Source organism: Pedobacter frigidisoli, from assembly GCF_004331675.1.
In the GTDB taxonomy this organism is placed as follows: Bacteria; Bacteroidota; Bacteroidia; order Sphingobacteriales; family Sphingobacteriaceae; genus Pedobacter; species Pedobacter frigidisoli.
The window spans coordinates 297,463-315,169 of record NZ_SJSN01000002.1; the positions used below are offsets into that span (position 1 = coordinate 297,463).

The 17,707-nt window shown below is 38.4% G+C and carries 10 protein-coding genes; all 10 read left to right on the forward strand.

Annotation, left to right across the window (positions count from 1 at the left end; all coding sequences use genetic code 11):
* The gene (locus tag EZ449_RS04040; RefSeq protein WP_225872222.1) at positions 1–1,437 is read left to right on the forward strand and encodes a sialate O-acetylesterase; all 1,437 of its coding nucleotides are present in this window, start codon (positions 1–3) and stop codon (positions 1,435–1,437) included.
* Positions 1,437–4,331 (forward strand): glycoside hydrolase family 2 protein, encoded by a 2,895-nt coding sequence (locus EZ449_RS04045; protein WP_225872223.1) that lies wholly within the window; start codon positions 1,437–1,439, stop codon positions 4,329–4,331. The genes EZ449_RS04040 and EZ449_RS04045 overlap by 1 nt, the downstream gene beginning before the upstream one ends.
* 274 nt (positions 4,332–4,605) lie before the next feature.
* A complete protein-coding gene (locus EZ449_RS04050; RefSeq protein ID WP_165499690.1) occupies positions 4,606–7,341 on the forward strand; it encodes an alpha-L-rhamnosidase in 2,736 nt (911 codons plus the stop codon).
* Positions 7,342–7,563: 222 nt separating this feature from the next.
* On the forward strand, positions 7,564–8,229 hold the full coding sequence (locus tag EZ449_RS04055) for a DUF3826 domain-containing protein (RefSeq protein WP_131556670.1): 666 nt from the start codon (positions 7,564–7,566) through the stop codon (positions 8,227–8,229).
* 166 nt (positions 8,230–8,395) lie between these two features.
* Positions 8,396–9,523: a sialidase family protein gene (locus tag EZ449_RS04060; RefSeq protein ID WP_131556671.1), complete on the forward strand. Its 1,128-nt coding sequence runs from the start codon at positions 8,396–8,398 to the stop codon at positions 9,521–9,523.
* A gap of 122 nt (positions 9,524–9,645) precedes the next feature.
* Positions 9,646–11,031, forward strand: coding sequence for an acetylxylan esterase (locus EZ449_RS04065; protein WP_165499691.1), 1,386 nt, complete (start codon positions 9,646–9,648; stop codon positions 11,029–11,031).
* 3 nt (positions 11,032–11,034) lie between these two features.
* The gene (locus EZ449_RS04070) at positions 11,035–11,928 is read left to right on the forward strand and encodes a sugar phosphate isomerase/epimerase family protein (RefSeq protein WP_131556673.1); all 894 of its coding nucleotides are present in this window, start codon (positions 11,035–11,037) and stop codon (positions 11,926–11,928) included.
* A 1-nt stretch (position 11,929) separates the two neighbouring features.
* The gene (locus tag EZ449_RS04075; RefSeq protein WP_225872224.1) at positions 11,930–14,563 is read left to right on the forward strand and encodes a right-handed parallel beta-helix repeat-containing protein; all 2,634 of its coding nucleotides are present in this window, start codon (positions 11,930–11,932) and stop codon (positions 14,561–14,563) included.
* 190 nt (positions 14,564–14,753) lie between these two features.
* Positions 14,754–15,839 carry a Gfo/Idh/MocA family protein gene (locus EZ449_RS04080; RefSeq protein WP_131556674.1) on the forward strand — a complete coding sequence of 362 codons (1,086 nt, stop codon included), beginning with the start codon at positions 14,754–14,756 and terminating at the stop codon, positions 15,837–15,839.
* A 256-nt stretch (positions 15,840–16,095) separates the two neighbouring features.
* Positions 16,096–17,685 (forward strand): sodium:solute symporter family transporter, encoded by a 1,590-nt coding sequence (locus EZ449_RS04085; protein ID WP_131556675.1) that lies wholly within the window; start codon positions 16,096–16,098, stop codon positions 17,683–17,685.
* Positions 17,686–17,707: the final 22 nt, after the last annotated feature.

Below are 17,707 nucleotides of genomic sequence, written 5' to 3' on the forward strand. Positions count from 1 at the left end.
ATGATTAGAAACATTAAGTTCCAACTTGTTATATTGTTATTGTCGATTGGCTTTTCAGCCAATGCAAAAATCCTTTTGCCTCAAATTTTATCGAGCAATATGGTTTTGCAGAGAGAAAAGCCCATCAACATTTGGGGTTTTGCCTCGCCTGATGAAAAAATTGAAGTCACTTTTGCCGGACAGAAAAAACAAGTTGTTACCGATAAAAACGGGAACTGGTTGGTGGTTTTAGCACCATTAAAAACTTCAGCGAAGCCACAAACTATGGCAATTTCCGGCTCTAACAAAATCGAACTAACCAATATTTTAGTTGGCGAAGTTTGGGTATGCTCCGGTCAATCGAACATGGAATACCAAATGCGCAAGCTGGCCAAAATTCCTAAACCTAAAAACGAAAAGTTAGGTTTTCCTGCTGATGAAGTTGAAAAAGCGAAAAATACACAAATCAGGATTTTCCTGGTTAACCGTAAACAATTATCGAAACCCGATTCAATTCATAAAAGTTGGGCGGTTGCGCAAGATTCGGCCTTACGTGCTTTTTCGGCGGTAGGCTATTTCTTCGCTAAAGAAATTCAGGAAAAACTTGGTATACCTGTCGGGATGATTTCTTCTTCTGTATCAGGTAGCGCAATAGAGCCTTGGGTTTCTCCTGATGCTTTTGCTCAAGAAGCCTATTTCAAAAACCAAAAAGTAAGCAACGACCCAGGCAAGTTTTATACGCCAATGATTGAGCCATTAACCAAATTTAAAATCCGCGGTTTTTTGTGGTATCAGGGAGAAACAAATTGCTTTTTGAATGAGACGATTAGCTATTCTTATAAACTGAAATCGCTGATTAATTTATGGAGAAAAGCTTGGGGAGAGCAAAATTTGCCTTTCTACTATGTTCAAATTGCACCTTTCGACTATAGTAAACAAAAGAGCGACAAAGTTGTACTTAAGCCCGATACTGAACCTAATTTTTGGGAAGCCCAACAACAGGTTTTGCGCATGCCAAATACAGGGATGATTTCAACTTCCGATTTAAACGATAACGGAGGAGATTTGCACCCAACTTATAAATGGGAAGTGGGCAGAAGATTGGCACTTTTGGCTTTGGGGAAAACCTACAACCAAAAAATAGATTTTTCAGGGCCGATTTTTAAATCTGTTTCTTTCAAAAAAAATGAAGCTATCCTTGATTTTGATTATTTGAAATCAATTAATTCAACTTCAATAACAGGATTTACGGTTGCCGGAAAAGACGGCAAGTTTGTAAATGCTGATGCTTTCTCAAAAGATGGCAAAATCATTGTTTCTTCTAAAGAAATTGCAGAGCCAACTTCCGTACGTTATAACTGGACGGAGAATCCGATTGGAAATTTTTACAGCAACGGCTTGCCTGCATTGCCTTTCCGTACCGATAATCCTCTAACTAATCAATTTAAAACCAATTAATGAAAATCAGATTTAGAAGTGGTTTAAAAATGAATTGTTGGTGTAACAGTTTAGTTGTACGTGAGGACACGTACCACGGCCTTATGCCTTGGTTCGTGTCTCCACGAACCAAACAATTTAGCCTTAAACAGCTAATACTCTTATTGTGTTTAACATCGATGTTTTTTGCTACAAAGGCACAAGAAACAGAACGATTAATGTTATCGGGAACCGGAAATGATAATACCGTAAATTGGGATTTCTTTTGTACAGACGGTGCAAATTCGGGTAAGTGGAGCACTATTCCAGTTCCATCAAACTGGGAATTACAAGGTTTCGGAAAATACAATTACGGTTTTAATAAGGAAGAAAATAAGGGAAAAGAGCAAGGACTTTACAAATACAAATTTGCAATTCCGGCAGATTGGAAAAACCGAAAAATCAATATTGTTTTTGAGGGTTCGATGACAGATACAGAAGTTAAAATCAACGGAAAATCAGCCGGAGAAATCCATCAAGGTTCATTTTATGTTTTTAGTTACGATATTTCAAAACTGATAAAGTTGGGTGGCGATAACTTATTGGAAGTAAAAGTTTCTAAGCATTCGGCCAATCAATCGGTTAATGAGGCGGAACGTAAAGCCGATTTTTGGATTTTTGGTGGCATTTTCAGACCGGTTTTTTTAGAGGCTTTACCACAAACGCATATTGATAGAATTCAGATTGATGCAAAAGCTGATGGTAATTTCAATGCTCAATTGGCTTACACAGGCGATGCTGATAAAGTAGAAGTGGAGCTTTTTGGTAAAGACGGAAAACGATTTGGCGATAGATTTACAAGTTCGATTAAAAAAGGAACTCAAAAATTGATGTTGAATCATCAGTTTTCTAAACCCGAATTATGGTCTTCGGAGTTTCCAAATCTTTACAAGGCTACTTTCACTTTAATCAAAAACGGAAAGGAAATTCATCAGGTTTCTAAGAAGATTGGCTTTAGAACTATTGAAGTAAAAGAGCGTGATGGTGTTTATGTAAATGGCGTAAAAATAAAATTCAAAGGTGTAAATCGTCATTCTTTTTATCCGTCGTCGGGCAGAACAACGAGCAAAAAAATCAGCGCAGCTGATGTATTGTTGATGAAAGAAATGAATATGAATGCGGTTCGCATGTCGCATTATCCACCTGATGGGCACTTTTTGGATGTTTGCGATTCGCTGGGGTTATTTGTGATGGATGAACTCGCCGGCTGGCATGGAACTTACGACACGCCGACTGGAACAAAGTTGATGAAAGAAATGATGCTGAATGATGAAAATCATCCGTCGATTATATTTTGGGCAAATGGAAATGAGGGTGGGCATAATCGCGAACTCGACCATCTTTTCCCTGAAGAAGATATTCAGAAACGTTCTGTAATTCATCCGTGGGAAGTTTTTGGCGGATTTGAAACCACACATTACCGCGAGTTTAATTATGGAATCGGCAATTACGACCATGGACACAACATTTTAATGCCGACTGAATTTCTGCATGGTATGTGGGATGGCGGTCATGGCGCAGGGATTGAAGATTACTGGAATGCGATGTGGAATAATACGCAATCCGCTGGTGGCTTTCTTTGGGATTTTGCGGACCAGGCTGTAGTCCGTACCGATAAAAATGGTGAATTGGATACCGACGGAAATCATGGTCCTGATGGGATTGTTGGTCCTTATCACGAAAAAGAGGGCAGTTTCTTTACCATTAAAGAAGTTTGGAGTCCTGTTTTTGTTGAGAAAAGAGAAATGACCGCTGGCTTCGATGGTTCGTTTTTATTGGAAAATCGTTATGCTTTTACCAACCTTAATCAATGCACTTTTGAATGGAAATTGAAGAAACTAAAATCAGGTGATGATTCTGATTTTAAAGCAGGAAAAGCAGATGCACCAAACATCAAACCTTTCGAAAAAGGGAAATTAAAAATCAATCTTCCGTCAGATTGGAGAAGTTTTGATGCACTTTATCTAACGATTAAGGATGTTTACGACAAAGAATTATTTACCTGGAGTTTCCCAATTGCTTTGCCTAAAGACGATGTGGAGAAAATTGTGGTAAAAACAGCTTCATCAAAAGTGATTTTAAAGGAAGATGCAAAGATGTATCAGGTAACTGCTAACGGCATCGATTTAACATTCGATAAAATAACCGGATTGTTGCAGCAGATTAAAAATGCTAAAGGCATAATTCCATTTTCGAATGGACCAATTTTACAAGAGGGCGTTAATAATTTTAAAAATTTTACAACGAAAATTGATGGCGAAAACTTAATTATTTCCTCCAAATTCGATAAAAAAGAAAGCTGGAATACTTTACAATGGACAATTTATCCATCGGGTTGGTTAAAAATGGAAGTGAAATATTTTCCATCGGCCTACTTTACCACTTTCGTGGGATTGAATTTTACTTATCCGGAAACTGAAATTAAAGCGGTAGAATATAAAGGAAACGGTCCTTACCGGGTTTGGAAAAACAGGATGAAAGGACAGCAGTTTGGCATCTGGAAAAAAGATTACAATAATTCTGCAACCGGTGAGCCGGCTTGGCAATATCCTGAATTTAAAGGTTATTATTCAAACATGTACTGGTGCGAATTTATCGGTAAGCAACAATCGTTTAAGGTCTTAACCGATAGAGAAGACGTTTTTTTAAGATTATTTACACCGAAAAAATCGAAAGATACGGAATACGATAACATGAGCCCGACTTTCCCGAACGGAGATATTTCGTTTATGAATGGAATTTCGGCCATCGGTACGAAAACCCAAAAACCTGAAACAACTGGGCCAATGGGAATGAAAAATATTTATTATGATTTTGATAAAGACCCAAGTAGGGCATTGGAAATGACATTGTATTTTGATTTTTCAGGGAAATAGGTTTAACCGCAAAGAACACTAAGTTTTCGCAAAGTAAAGAAGATAGAGTTTTCTCGCTTTGAGGGGTTTGTCATTCTGAACATAGTGAAGAATCTCTAAAGGATGGAAAACTAAGCGTTAATAAATTACTGCCAAAACTAATAATTAGGCAGGTAAGGGCAGTGAATAAAAACTATCAGATGCTTCGTGCCTCAGCATGACTGCAAATGGGAAAAATAAAAAATAAAAGTAATCAGTGTAATCACTTAATCGGTGTAATCAACCGCGAAGCGTAATGAACATTAAAATCTACATAGCGATAATCAGTATTTGGCTACTACCATTTTCAAAAGTGGTTGCCCAAGTTTCGTTGCAAAATACCACCTGCGAGATGCTTGAAAACCCTTTAGGAATTGATGTTCAAAAACCTCGCTTGGCATGGCATATTATTTCGAAAGAAAGGAACGTGATGCAAACCGCTTATCAGGTTTTGGTTGCTTCTTCTTTAGAGAAATTAAATGCCAATAATGGCGATTTCTGGGATTCAGGAAAAGTGAATTCTGCTGAATCTATTCACCTAGCTTATGACGGAAAAGCATTGACAAGTCGTGTGAAAGCTTATTGGAAAGTTAAAGTTTGGACAACTGCTGGTCAGAGCGAGTGGTCGGGCAATAATTACTTTTCTATGGGTTTATTGTATTACAAAGATTGGCCAAAAGGTTGGATAGGTTTCGATAGGGCTTTTCCATGGGATAATATTAAAACCGATTCCAGACTATCAGCAAGATATTTTAGAAAGGAATTTCAGAGTTCAAAAACCGTAATGTCTGCCACGGCAACTATTATCGGTTTGGGTTTATATGAGCTTTTTATTAATGGAAAAAAAGTTGGGGAGGATGTCTTGTCTCCATCGCCAACGGATTACACCAAGAATGTAAAATACAATACTTATGACGTAACCGACTACATCCAAAATGGTAAAAATGCGGTAGGTGCGATTTTGGGTAACGGACGGTTCTTCGCCATGCGCCAAAATGAAAAGCCCTATAAAATTAAAACATTTGGTTTTCCGAAAATGCTGATGAATATCAACATCGTTTATACAGATGGAACAACAGCAAATATAGATACCGATAACAGTTGGAAAGGCACTGCTGATGGGCCAATCAGAACCAATAACGAATACGATGGTGAAGAATACGACGCGACCAAAGAAGTTTTAGGCTGGAATAAAGTTGGTTTCGATGATAGTAAATGGGCTAAAGCAGAATTTGTTCAGGAGCCGACTGGCGTTATCGAGGCGCAAATGAATGAAAATATGCGTGTGATGAATACGCTTAAACCATTGTCGATTACCAAACTTTCAGGTGGAAGATTTATCTTGGATATGGGGCAAAACATGGTGGGTTGGTTGCAAATCAAAGTAAAAGGCTTAAAAGGAAAACAAATAAAAATGCGTTTTGCAGAATCTTTACAAGATAATGGAGAGCTTTTTACAGCCAATCTTCGAAACGCAAAATGTACTGATTTATACACTTTGAAAGGCGGAGAACAGGAAACTTGGGAACCTACTTTTGCCTATCGGGGATTTAGATATGTAGAACTTTCAGGTTACACGTATCAACCATCAGTTAATGATTTCTTAGGTAAAATGATTTACGACAATATTAAAACAGTTGGAACTTTCGAAACTTCGGATGCGCTAACCAATCAGATTTTTAAAAATGCCTGGTGGGGAATTGCGGGGAATTATAAAGGTATTCCGATTGATTGTCCGCAGAGAAATGAGCGTATGCCTTGGCTTGGCGATAGAGGCGCCGTAGCTTATGGCGAAAGTTTCGTTTTTGATAATGGCAGGTTTTATACAAAATGGTTGCAGGACATCAGAAATTCCCAAAAAGAAGATGGCGCTATACCTGATGTTGCCCCTGCTTTCTGGAGGTATTACAGCGATAACATGACCTGGCCTGGCGCAATGCTTTTGGTTACGGAAATGGTTTACAAACAAACCGGCGATGTTTCTGCAGTGCGTGATAATTATCCGGCGATGAAAAAATGGCTCGCTTACATGCAATACCGCTACATGAAAGATTACATTTTAACCAAAGATAGTTATGGTGATTGGTGCATGCCACCGATTACGATTGAGTTTGGAAGAGGAAAAAGTGCAGATAAAAAATATCCGTCAGAACTGATTTCAACAGCTTATTACTATCATTTCACGCAGTTGATGATTCAATTCGCACAAGCAATTGGTAATGAAGAGGATGTGAAAAATTATCAGGCTTTGGGAGATAAAATTAAGAACGCTTTCAACCAAAAATATTATAATGAGAAAGGTTGTTATGCCTCAAATGCCTTAACTGATAACATCATTCCGCTATATTTTGGCATAGTTCCGAAAGATAAGGTTGAGGGAGTTTTTAAAAATATTACTTACACCGTTGAGGTAACCAATAAAGGTCATTTAAGCAACGGTTTGGTGGGTATTCAGTGGTTGATGCGCTGCTTGAATGAGTATGGCAGACCGGATTTGGCTTACACCGTTGCAACTCAAAAAACATATCCGAGTTGGGGTTACATGGTGGATAACGGTGCAACAACGATTTGGGAACTTTGGAATGGCAACACCGCCGACCCGAAAATGAATTCGCAAAACCATGTAATGATGCTTGGTGATTTGTTAATCTGGTATTACGAAAATCTGGCAGGCATTAAATCAGAAAGTGCAGCTTTTAAGAAGATTATCATGAAACCTGAAATGATAAACAGATTGAATTCTGTAAATGCAAGCTACAATTCTGTTTACGGTTTGATAAAAAGCAGTTACACTAAAACTGTAAAAACATTCAACTGGAATGTAACCATTCCACCAAACACAACGGCTTTGGTTTACATACCTGCAAATAATAAAAATGAGGTTTCAGAGAAATTGAAATCAATAAAAAATTTAAAATTTATAAAAATGGAGAATAATAGAGTGATTTATGAAGTTGGTTCGGGTGATTATTCGTTTGTGGTGGAGAAATAAATGGTACGTGAGGACACGAACCACGGCGGGCTCTGGGTTTGTCATTCTGAACGCAGTGAAGAATCTCCAGGCGATGGAAAACCACTGTAAATATACCGCCGAATTAGAATTGGCAGATTAATTTTAGGACGTGCTAATCGGTTGCAGATTCTTCGTTGCTCTCAGAATGACAGCATTTTACCGACAGATTAAAAATGTTAAACCAATAATTAAAATACAATTATGAGAAAGATTTTAAAGCCATTTGTACTAATCACTTTACTGCTAACCACAGTAAATGTGTTCAGTCAAACAAAAGATGTTGTTGTAACTGAAGAAATTTTAACCAAAGCGAAAGAATTCGTTTCTGCATTAAATTTAACCGATGCCACGAGAAAAACTGTGGTCGAAAATGTCATTGCAGTTCATTTAACAACCGTTAGAGATTGGCATAACAACCATCCGGCATCAACAGTTCCTGATGGTATTAATCCGGTTACTGGAAATAAACTAAGCGATTTGGATAAACAAATCATCGCAGATTCGGCTATGCCTGCTACTGTTCATCAATCTTTAATGGATGGTTTGAGGAAAAATTTATCTCCTGAACAAGTAGAAACCATTTTAGATAAATACACTATTGGTAAAGTGGATTTTACAATGAAAGGTTATAAAGCCATTGTTCCAGATTTAACCGCTGATGAAGAGGCAAAGATTTTAGGATTTTTGAAACAAGCAAGAGAGCAGGCCGTAGATTATAAAAACATGAAACAAATTTCTGCCATTTTTGAGATTTACAAAACAAAATCAGAGCAAATGCTAAATAACAACGGTCGCAGTTGGAGAGCGCTTTATAGTGCCTACACTAAAAAGATAAAAGAAGAAAAGGCTAATAAAGGAAAAAATTAACTTCGCAATTTCCTCCCCCTGCCCCCTCCAAAGGGGGATAGCAAGGAGCAGGAAAATGCCTAATGTAAATTCGCTCTGTTGGGCACCTTGCTTTGTCCCCCTTTGGAGGGGGGAGCATAGAGATGTGTGTTGGGAGGGGGAGGATTAATAATAAAATTTAATAATTATGTTCAAAAATATTTTAACCATATCAATTGTCCTATTCGCTTTGAAAGCCAATGCACAAGTTGAAAAATGGCAAACGGGAGTCGTTAAGCAAGAATTTCTTTATGATAAGGCACCATTTCCATCGTGTCATTCTGCAACAATCGCCGAAACACCAACAGGTTTGGTGGCTTCGTATTTTGGTGGAACGAAAGAGCGTAATCCTGATGTAGAAATTTATATCAGTCGCTTTGTAGATGGAAAATGGTTGGCGCCAGTTTCTGTGGCAAATGGAATCCAATCCGATGGCAAAAGATTGCCAACCTGGAATCCTGTCTTATATCAGGTTCCAAGTGGAGATTTACTGTTATTTTACAAAATCGGGCCAAAACCATCTGAATGGTGGGGTTTGATGAAAACTTCGAAAGATGGCGGAATTACATGGTCTGACGCTACGAAACTGCCTGATGGTTACATTGGTCCCGTTAAAAACAAACCTGTTTTATTAAGCAATGGAAATCTTTTTGCTCCATCAAGCAAAGAGGGCGATGGTTGGAAAATTCATTTCGAGGTAACAAAAGATAACGGCAAAACTTGGAGAACGGTTGGACCTTTACCTGAAAATGGAATCAAAGCCATTCAACCCAGCATTTTACAACATGGAAACGGGAAACTTCAAATTTTAGCCAGAACTGCAAACAGAGCAATCGTAGAATCCTGGTCTGAAGATAATGGCGAAACGTGGTCAGCTTTAACGAAAACTTCTTTACCAAATAATAACTCCGGAACGGATGCAGTAACCATGAAAGACGGTCGCCAGGTTTTGGTTTACAATCATGTTTTACCTCCCGGCGATTTAGCAAAAGGACCAAGAACGCCTTTAAATGTTTCAGTTTCCAAAGATGGCAAAAATTGGTCTGCGGCAGTAATTTTAGAAGATTCGCCAATTAGCCAATACTCTTATCCTGCAGTGATACAAACTTCTGATGGTATGTTGCACTTCATTTACACCTGGAGAAGAGAAAAAATTAAACACGTAGTTGTCGACCCGTCTAAGTTGAAATTGAAGAAAATAAAAAATGGTGTTTGGCCAAAGTTAAAAGGTTATGCAGCTCCGATTGTTAAAGAAACTAAGAGCGAAGAGCCATGAGATTAATCAAGAATTTTTTCTGTTCCTCGTCATTGCGAGGTACGAAGCAATCTCATTCTGCAAATTCAGGGGGCTTCAGCTCGCTTAAGCCCGACTTCGCAGCGATGACTAAGTATTTTTCAATGCTATTTTTCGTTTACTTATCCTTAATTACCAACCTCTCCGCCCAAACCCAAAACACCGATAATCTCTACAAAAAGCCATTAACTGATGTTCTAAAAGAAATTCAAACCCGGTTTAAAGTCCAAATTAAATACTCTGAGCCGCAGGTGAAAGACAAGTGGGTAAACTGCGCAGATTGGCGTTTCAGAACTGATGTTGATGAAACACTTGCGAATGTACTCACACCTTTGGATATGAAAGTGAATAAAGAAAAGCCAGGAGTTTACAAGCTGAAAGAATACGAATATTATCGTTGGGAAGTTCAGGATGGCTGGGCTTACTTGGATACTTTGGCCACAAAATACCATGATAAAGCAAGTTGGGAAAAGCGCAAAGCAGAAATAAAACCCGAATTATATCAGGCTTTAATGTTATCGCCCTTGCCCGCAAAGCCAAACTCAAAACCAATTATTACAGCGAAAAGAGTTTTCGATGGCTATTCAGTTGAAAACATCGCCTTGGAAATTCTCCCGGGTGTTTGGATTAACGGCTCATTGTATAAACCGTTAAATGTAAAAGGTAAAATCCCAGTGGTTTTAAGTCCTGATGGACATTGGGAAAAGCAACGCTACAGGCCTGATTGCCAGCTTCGTTGCGCCACTATCGCCCGCATGGGTGCTATGGCTTTCAGTTACGATTTATTTGCCTGGGGCGAATCAATGCTTCAATTTAAATATGAAGACCATCGCCGCAGTTTAGCGCAAACTGTTCAAACATTAGGTGGAATTAGAATTTTGGATTATTTCTCCTCATTAAAAGAAACCGATACAAGTAGAATAGGCATCAGTGGTGGTTCAGGCGCAGGAAGTCATTCTATCTTAATGACCGCAATGGATGATAGAATCAAGCTAAGCGCACCGGTAGTTGCGATGTCCTCATACTTTTATGGAGGTTGCCCATGTGAAAGCGGAATGCCTATTCATCAATGCGGAGGTGGAACAGATAACGTAGAATTGGCGGCAATGGCTGCACCACGACCACAATTATTAGTTTCAGATGGAAGTGATTGGACAGCTCATACGCCGGAACATGATTTTACTTATCTGCAAAAAATGTACGGTTATTATGGAGTGCAAAATAAAGTCGAAAATGTTCATCTTCCTGAAGAAAAGCATGATTTTGGTATCAACAAACGCATTGCGCTTTACGATTTTTTGATTAAGAATTTCAAACTCAATAGCGCTGCCGTAAAGGATAAGTATGGTAAATACGATGAAAGTAAAGTAACCATCGAGAAAGAAAATGCCCTATATGTTTTCGGAGATAAAGGTGAAAAACTCCCGAAAAATGCAGTTATGGGATTTGAAAATCTGGAGAAATTATTTCCGATAAACGCAACAAAATAGATTATGGAGCTAAACAGGAGGACTTTTATTACCAATACTGCTTTACTTGCAGGTGCTTTACTCATTCCTAATCAACTGCTTTTTGCCTCTGAAAAAAAGAATCGATACAAAATTGCAGTAATTGATTTGATGATTTTGAAACGTCAGAAAATTAGCGCCTTACCACTTGCAAAAGAAATTGGTGCTGATGGATTGGAAATCGATATGGGTGGCTTGGGTGATAGAGAAACTTTTGATAACAAACTTGCAGACCCAAAAATCCGTCAGGAGTATTTAGACAAAGCAAAGGAATTAAATATAGAAATCTGCTCTTTAGCGATGACGGGTTTTTATGCGCAATCTTTCGCCAAGCGGCCGACTTATCAAAAGATGATTCAGGATTGTTTGGATACTGCAAAAGCAATGCATGTAAAAGTCGTTTTTCTTCCATTAGGTGTTCAAGGCGATTTGATTAAAAATCCAGAATTACGTGAGCCAATTGTAGAAAGATTAAAAGTAGCTGGCGAAATGGCTTCGAAAACAGGTGTTATCATTGGCATTGAGACTGCGCTTGATGCCACAGGAGAACTTGAATTGCTAAAAGACATTAGTTGCAAGCATGTAAAAAGCTATTTCAATTTCTCTAATGCCATAAAAAACGGAAGAGATTTACACCAGGAGTTAAGAATTTTAGGACGAAAAAATATCATTCAAATTCATGCAACCAATGAAGATGGCGTTTGGTTACAAAATGACCGGAAAATAGATTTGAATAAAGTGAAACAAACACTTCACGATATGGGTTGGAAAGGTTGGTTAGTGGTAGAAAGAAGTAGAGATGCAAACCAGCCTACAAACGTAAAATATAATTTCAGTGCCAATACCAGCTATCTCAAGTCAGTTTTTCAAGCTAAATAATATGAATAGACTAAAAAACTGTGTAAGCATGATGAGTTGGAGTTGCAAACTAGTGGTATGTGAGGAGACGTACCACGGTTTGGTGGTATTGCCGTGGTTCGTGTCCTCACGAACAAATCCATCCAAACAAAAGTACTTTTCAGTTATTATCTTTTTGCTGATATTTAGTTTATTATCCTTTAAAGCAAGTGCGGTAGATATCTATGTCGCAAAAAACGGTTCGGATGCTAACTTAGGTACCAAAGAAAAACCTCTGGCAACATTGCATTTAGCGATTAGAAAAGCCCGAGAGTTAAGGCGTTTGAACGATTCCTCAATTAAAGGTGGAATCAGAATTATCATTGGTAAAGGAGTTTATCAACTTCATGAGCCTGTTATTCTTCGTCCTGAAGATTCGGGTACAAAAGATAGTCCGACGGAAATTATGGCCACCGAAAAAGTCATTTTAAGTGGTGGTGTAAAAATTAACGGCTGGAAAAAACTTTCAGGCACAATTCCGGGATTGCCAAAGGAATCTGTCGGGAAAGTTTGGGTTGCCGATGTACCTAATTTTGATGGGAATGGCTTGCTATTCCGACAGCTTTGGGTTAATGGAAATAAAGCCGTTCGTGCAAAAAACTACAACAGTGATGCCATGGGCAGAATTTTATCTTGGGATGCTAAGACCCAAACCTGTAAAATTCCGCTACAAAAGGAGATTAATTTATCCAATATTAAAGGCATGGAAATGCTCATCCATCAATGGTGGGCAATCGCAAATCTTCGAGTTAAATCGGTAAAGGTTATAGGAAATGCAGTTGAGCTTTCATTCATGCAGCCTGAAAGTAGAATTCAATCAGAACACCCTTGGCCTGCACCCTGGATTTCTGAAAAGACAGGAAATTCAGCTTTCTATATTACAAATGCAATACAGTTTTTAAACGAGCCCGGCGAGTGGTACGAAGATTTGCAAAATCACAAAGTTTATTATTGGCCAAAAGCTTCGGAGAATATGCTTAAGGCCGAAGTGATTGCGCCGGCTTTAGAGAATCTCCTGAAAATAGAGGGGACAATTGATAATCCTGTTGCCTTTGTAAATTTTAAAGGTATTTCTTTTGAGCACGCTACCTGGTTAAGGCCATCAAAACAAGGTCATGTTCCGCATCAGGCGGGTATGTATATGCTCGATGCTTACAAACTGAAAAAAGCAGGTACGCCCGATAAACCAACTTTGGAAAATCAGGCTTGGGTTGGCCGACCTGCATCAGCTGTCGAAGTAACTTATGCCAGCAATACTTCATTTGAAAATTGTCATTTCGAGCATCTCGCATCAACGGGATTGGATTACAAGAAAGGAACTTCTGATAATGAAATTAAAGGCAATTTATTTAAGGATATTGGCGGTTCGGGAATTTTAATTGGTACTTTTTCTGATGAGACAACCGAAGTTCATCTGCCATATAATCCATCTGATAAAAGGGAAATTTCGACCAATGATAAAATCGAAAACAACTTAATTATCGATGTAACTAACGAGGATTGGGGCGCTGTTGGCATTGGTGCAGGCTATGTTCGTGGCATTAAAATATTGCATAATGAAATCAGCGATGTTTCTTATTCTGGTATCAGCATGGGTTGGGGTTGGACAAAAACTCAAAATGCGATGAAGAATAATACCATCAGCGCAAATAAAATTCATCACTACGGAAAACACATGTACGATGTGGCAGGAATTTATACTTTATCGGCACAGCCAGAATCTTTCATCACAGATAACGTTGTCGATAGTATTTACAAGGCACCTTTTGCGCATCTTCCAGAACATTGGTTTTATCTTTATACTGATGAGGGTTCATCGTATTTTACCATAAAAAACAACTGGACGCCAACTGAAAAATATCTTCAAAATGCCAACGGACCTGATAATTTATGGGAAAGCAACGGACCAAAAGTTGCTGAAAACATTAAAGAAAACGCAGGTTTAGAGAAGTCTTTTAAGTATCTGTTAAGGGAAAAAGCAATCTATTCTACCAAAGGAATCAATCAGGCGGAAGACAAATCGGTGGTTTTTGAGTTGATTTTTAAAGATGATAACCTGCCATCAAATAAAGCTTTGGAACATTTTGCAAAGGAAAATAACTTGGTTTCAAGCTCAATTTACAAATGGAGTAATCGATTGGTTATTTATACTTCGAGCTTAAAGGTAGAAAGTCTGCAACAAACTTTGAAGCGTTTAGATGCATCAGAAATTAAGCTTTATGATAATCTATTTTACGATTTCAATAGAGAAAAAAACTGTGGTGATAAACCTGTAGCAGAATGGGATAATATCATTTTATCAGCCAATTTAGTTAAAGATGAAAAGATGCAACAGGAGTATTTGGATTACCATAAAACACAGTTTGAGAAATGGCCCGAGATATCAAAAGGGTTCTGCAATGGAGAGTTTCAACGGTTGGCCATCTTCAAAAAGGACAGACAATTAATGTTGATTATCAGTATTCCGAAAGGGAAGAATTTGGATGATTTGAATCCGAAAACGACTTTGAATAATCCAAAAGTAGATGAATGGAATGCGATAATGAAGAAATACCAAGAGGGCATTGAGGGCACAAAACCCGATGAGGTTTGGGTGTTTTTTAAACCGATAGAATAAATAGATGTCGCGGTTTGTCATTCTGACGCAGGAAGAATCTCCAAGCTATGGAAGACTACCGCAAATACACTACCGAACCAAAATTGGTAGGTTAGTTTTGAGCAGTGCAATTAAGTTAGAGATTCTTCGCTGTGCTCAGAATGACAACGGTAATTTTAGAAAAAAAAATAACGCTTAGAAAAATAATAACATGTTAAGATTAGGAATTTTAGGTTTAGGAGAGGGCAGAAGTACGATGTCTGCATCATTGGCGAGCACAAAGTTTAAGCTCATTCAAATTTGCGATGCCAATAAAAAGCTTTGCGAAGAACGTGCTTTAGAATTCGATTTCGAAAATTGGACGACCAATTACGAAGATATGTTAACCAGTGATAAAATCGATATGATTGCGATTTACACGCCCGACCATTTGCATTTTGAACACATTAAATTGGCACTTCAACACGGCAAACATGTGGTTTGTACCAAACCTTTCATTGATGATTTAACGCAAGCAAATGAACTTTTGGAGCTGGCAAAAAAATCAAGAAGAAAGATTTTCGTCGGACAAAGCTCCCGCTTTTTTGAACCTGCAATGCGTCAGAAAAAAGATTTCGATAAAGGTTTGATTGGCGAATTAATTACTATCGAAAGTTATTATCATGCCGACCATCGTTGGTTTTTAGAAAAAGGTTGGTCGCTGAAACAATCATTTAAGTGGTTGTACGGTGGTTTAAGTCATCCTGTTGATTTTATCCGTTGGTATATGCCCGATATTGAAGAAGTAATGGGTTACGGAATGTTGAGCAGTAATGGCTTAAAAGCCGGAATAAAAAACGTGGATACCATGCACTTTATTTTTAAAGCCAAAGATGGCAGAATTGCAAGAGTGAGCGGCGCTTACACAGGGCCAACACAACCGGCAAGTCGCGATAGCGGAATGAGCTGCATTCTCCGCGGAACAGAGGGTGCAAGTCAGGCAGATTACCATGAACTGCGTTATTCGGTTACGACAAAAACGGGCGAAGAAAAAATTATTACCTGGGGTGATTCAACCTTGAAGCACTATTTCCGTTTCGAGGGGCAAAGCCACCATGCAGGTGAATATCAAAATTACCTTGATTATTTTGCAGACAGCATCAACAATAAATTTACGGCTTACCCCGATTTAAAAGAGGGAATTGGAACTGTTGCACTTTTGCAAGCCATGGATAAATCAATGAAAATCGGTTTGCCAGTTAAAATTGATGATATTTTAAAAGAGAATAATATAACAAGGGAATCGATAGGATTGTAAAATTTCTGTACGTGAGGACACGTACCGAGGCGAGGGATTATAAATCATGGGTTTGTCATTCTGAACTCATTGAAGAATCCCGTACCATGTAAAACTGCCACCAAACACACCACCGAACTAAAATTGGTGGGTTAGGTTTGAGCAGTGCTCATCGGTTGCAGATTCTTCGTTACGCTCAGAATGACAGTAAAATTAAAGTTTGTCATTCCCCGATGAATTGATTAAAAAAACCATTACCAAACTAACCAAATAACCGATGGGAAACATTGTAGAACGATTAACCAGCTTAGATTACTTCATCGTAATTGCATACCTCATTATTCTGATTATTATCGGATACAGAGCCAGCTTCTCCAAGAAAAAAAGCGATGATGAAAATTTGTTCTTGGCGAATAAATCACTGAACTGGAGTAGCATTGGCTTTAACATGTGGGGTACTAATGTTGGTCCGTCTATGTTATTGGCCTTTGCCAGCATTGGTTACAGCACAGGCATTGTTGCCGTAAATTTCGATTGGTATGCATTTATCTTTTTATTCTTGCTGGCCATTGTTTTTGCTCCTAAATATTTAGCAGCCAAAGTGAGTACTATGCCTGAGTTTATGGGTAATCGTTATGGCGATTCTACTCAAAATATCCTGGCCTGGTATGCATTAGTGAAGATTTTAATCTCTTGGTTATCCCTTGGATTATTCGCCGGAGGCTTTTTGGTTCGGCAGATTTTAGGCATCCCGATGTGGCAATCGGTAACGGTTTTAGTAGCTTTTGCAGGTTTATTTACATTTTTTGGCGGATTAAAAGCGATTGCAAAAGTAAATGTTTTCCAAATGATTTTGCTGATTGCCGTGTCGCTTTCATTAATGCTTTTAGGCTTGCATAAGGTAGGAGGAATATCTGCTCTTTACCATAAAACACCTGCTCATTTCTGGAACTTAATTCAACCAGCCAGCGACCCGAAATATCCTTGGTATGCTATTTTATTGGGTTATCCGGTTGCTGCAGTGGCTTTTTTCTGTACCGACCAATCCATGGTTCAATCGGTTTTAGGTGCTAGAAATTTAAAGCAAGGTCAGTTGGGTGTGAGCTTTATTGGTTGGCTAAAAATACTTTCATTGCCCTTGTTTATAGGAACAGGAATTATCTGTTATGTACTTTTTCCAAATTTAAAAGACCCGAACGAAGCCTACATGACGATGGTTACCAGCTTATTTCCACCGGGAATGAACGGTTTGGTTATTGTGGTGTTAATCGCCGTTTTGGTGGGTACCATTGGTTCATCACTAAATTCGTTAAGTACCGTTTTTACCATGGATATTTATGTGAAGAAAATCAATCCCGAGGCAAGTAACAAACAAATAATCCGCATGGGCAGATGGACGGTTGTTGCAGGTTGTGTATTCGCTGTTGTGGTAGTTTTGGCCATCGACAGCATAAAAGGACTGAATTTATTTGATGTTTTTCAGTCGGTTTTAGGATTTATTGCGCCACCACTTTCTGTTGTGTTTTTGCTAACGGTTTTTTGGAAAAGAACCACCAGAAAAGCGGTTAACTTTACACTTTCCATCGGCTCTATTTTGAGTTTAGGAACCGGAGTGACATATCTTTGGATTCTGCCACCAAGCGAATATCCTTTCTGGCCACACTATTTAATGCTCTCGTTTTTCATTTTTGCAGGATTACTAATCATCGCAATATTGATTTCTTTATTTGATAGAACGCCAAGTATTTACACAATAAATGAGGAACACGAATCAAATATAGAAAAACCTGATAGAGCCGTTTGGATTTCGTGGATTGCCCTTGCTATTGTAATGGTTGCACTTTATATATTTTTCAACGGACATTAAAATAAAAGTCCTCAGTCGGGAG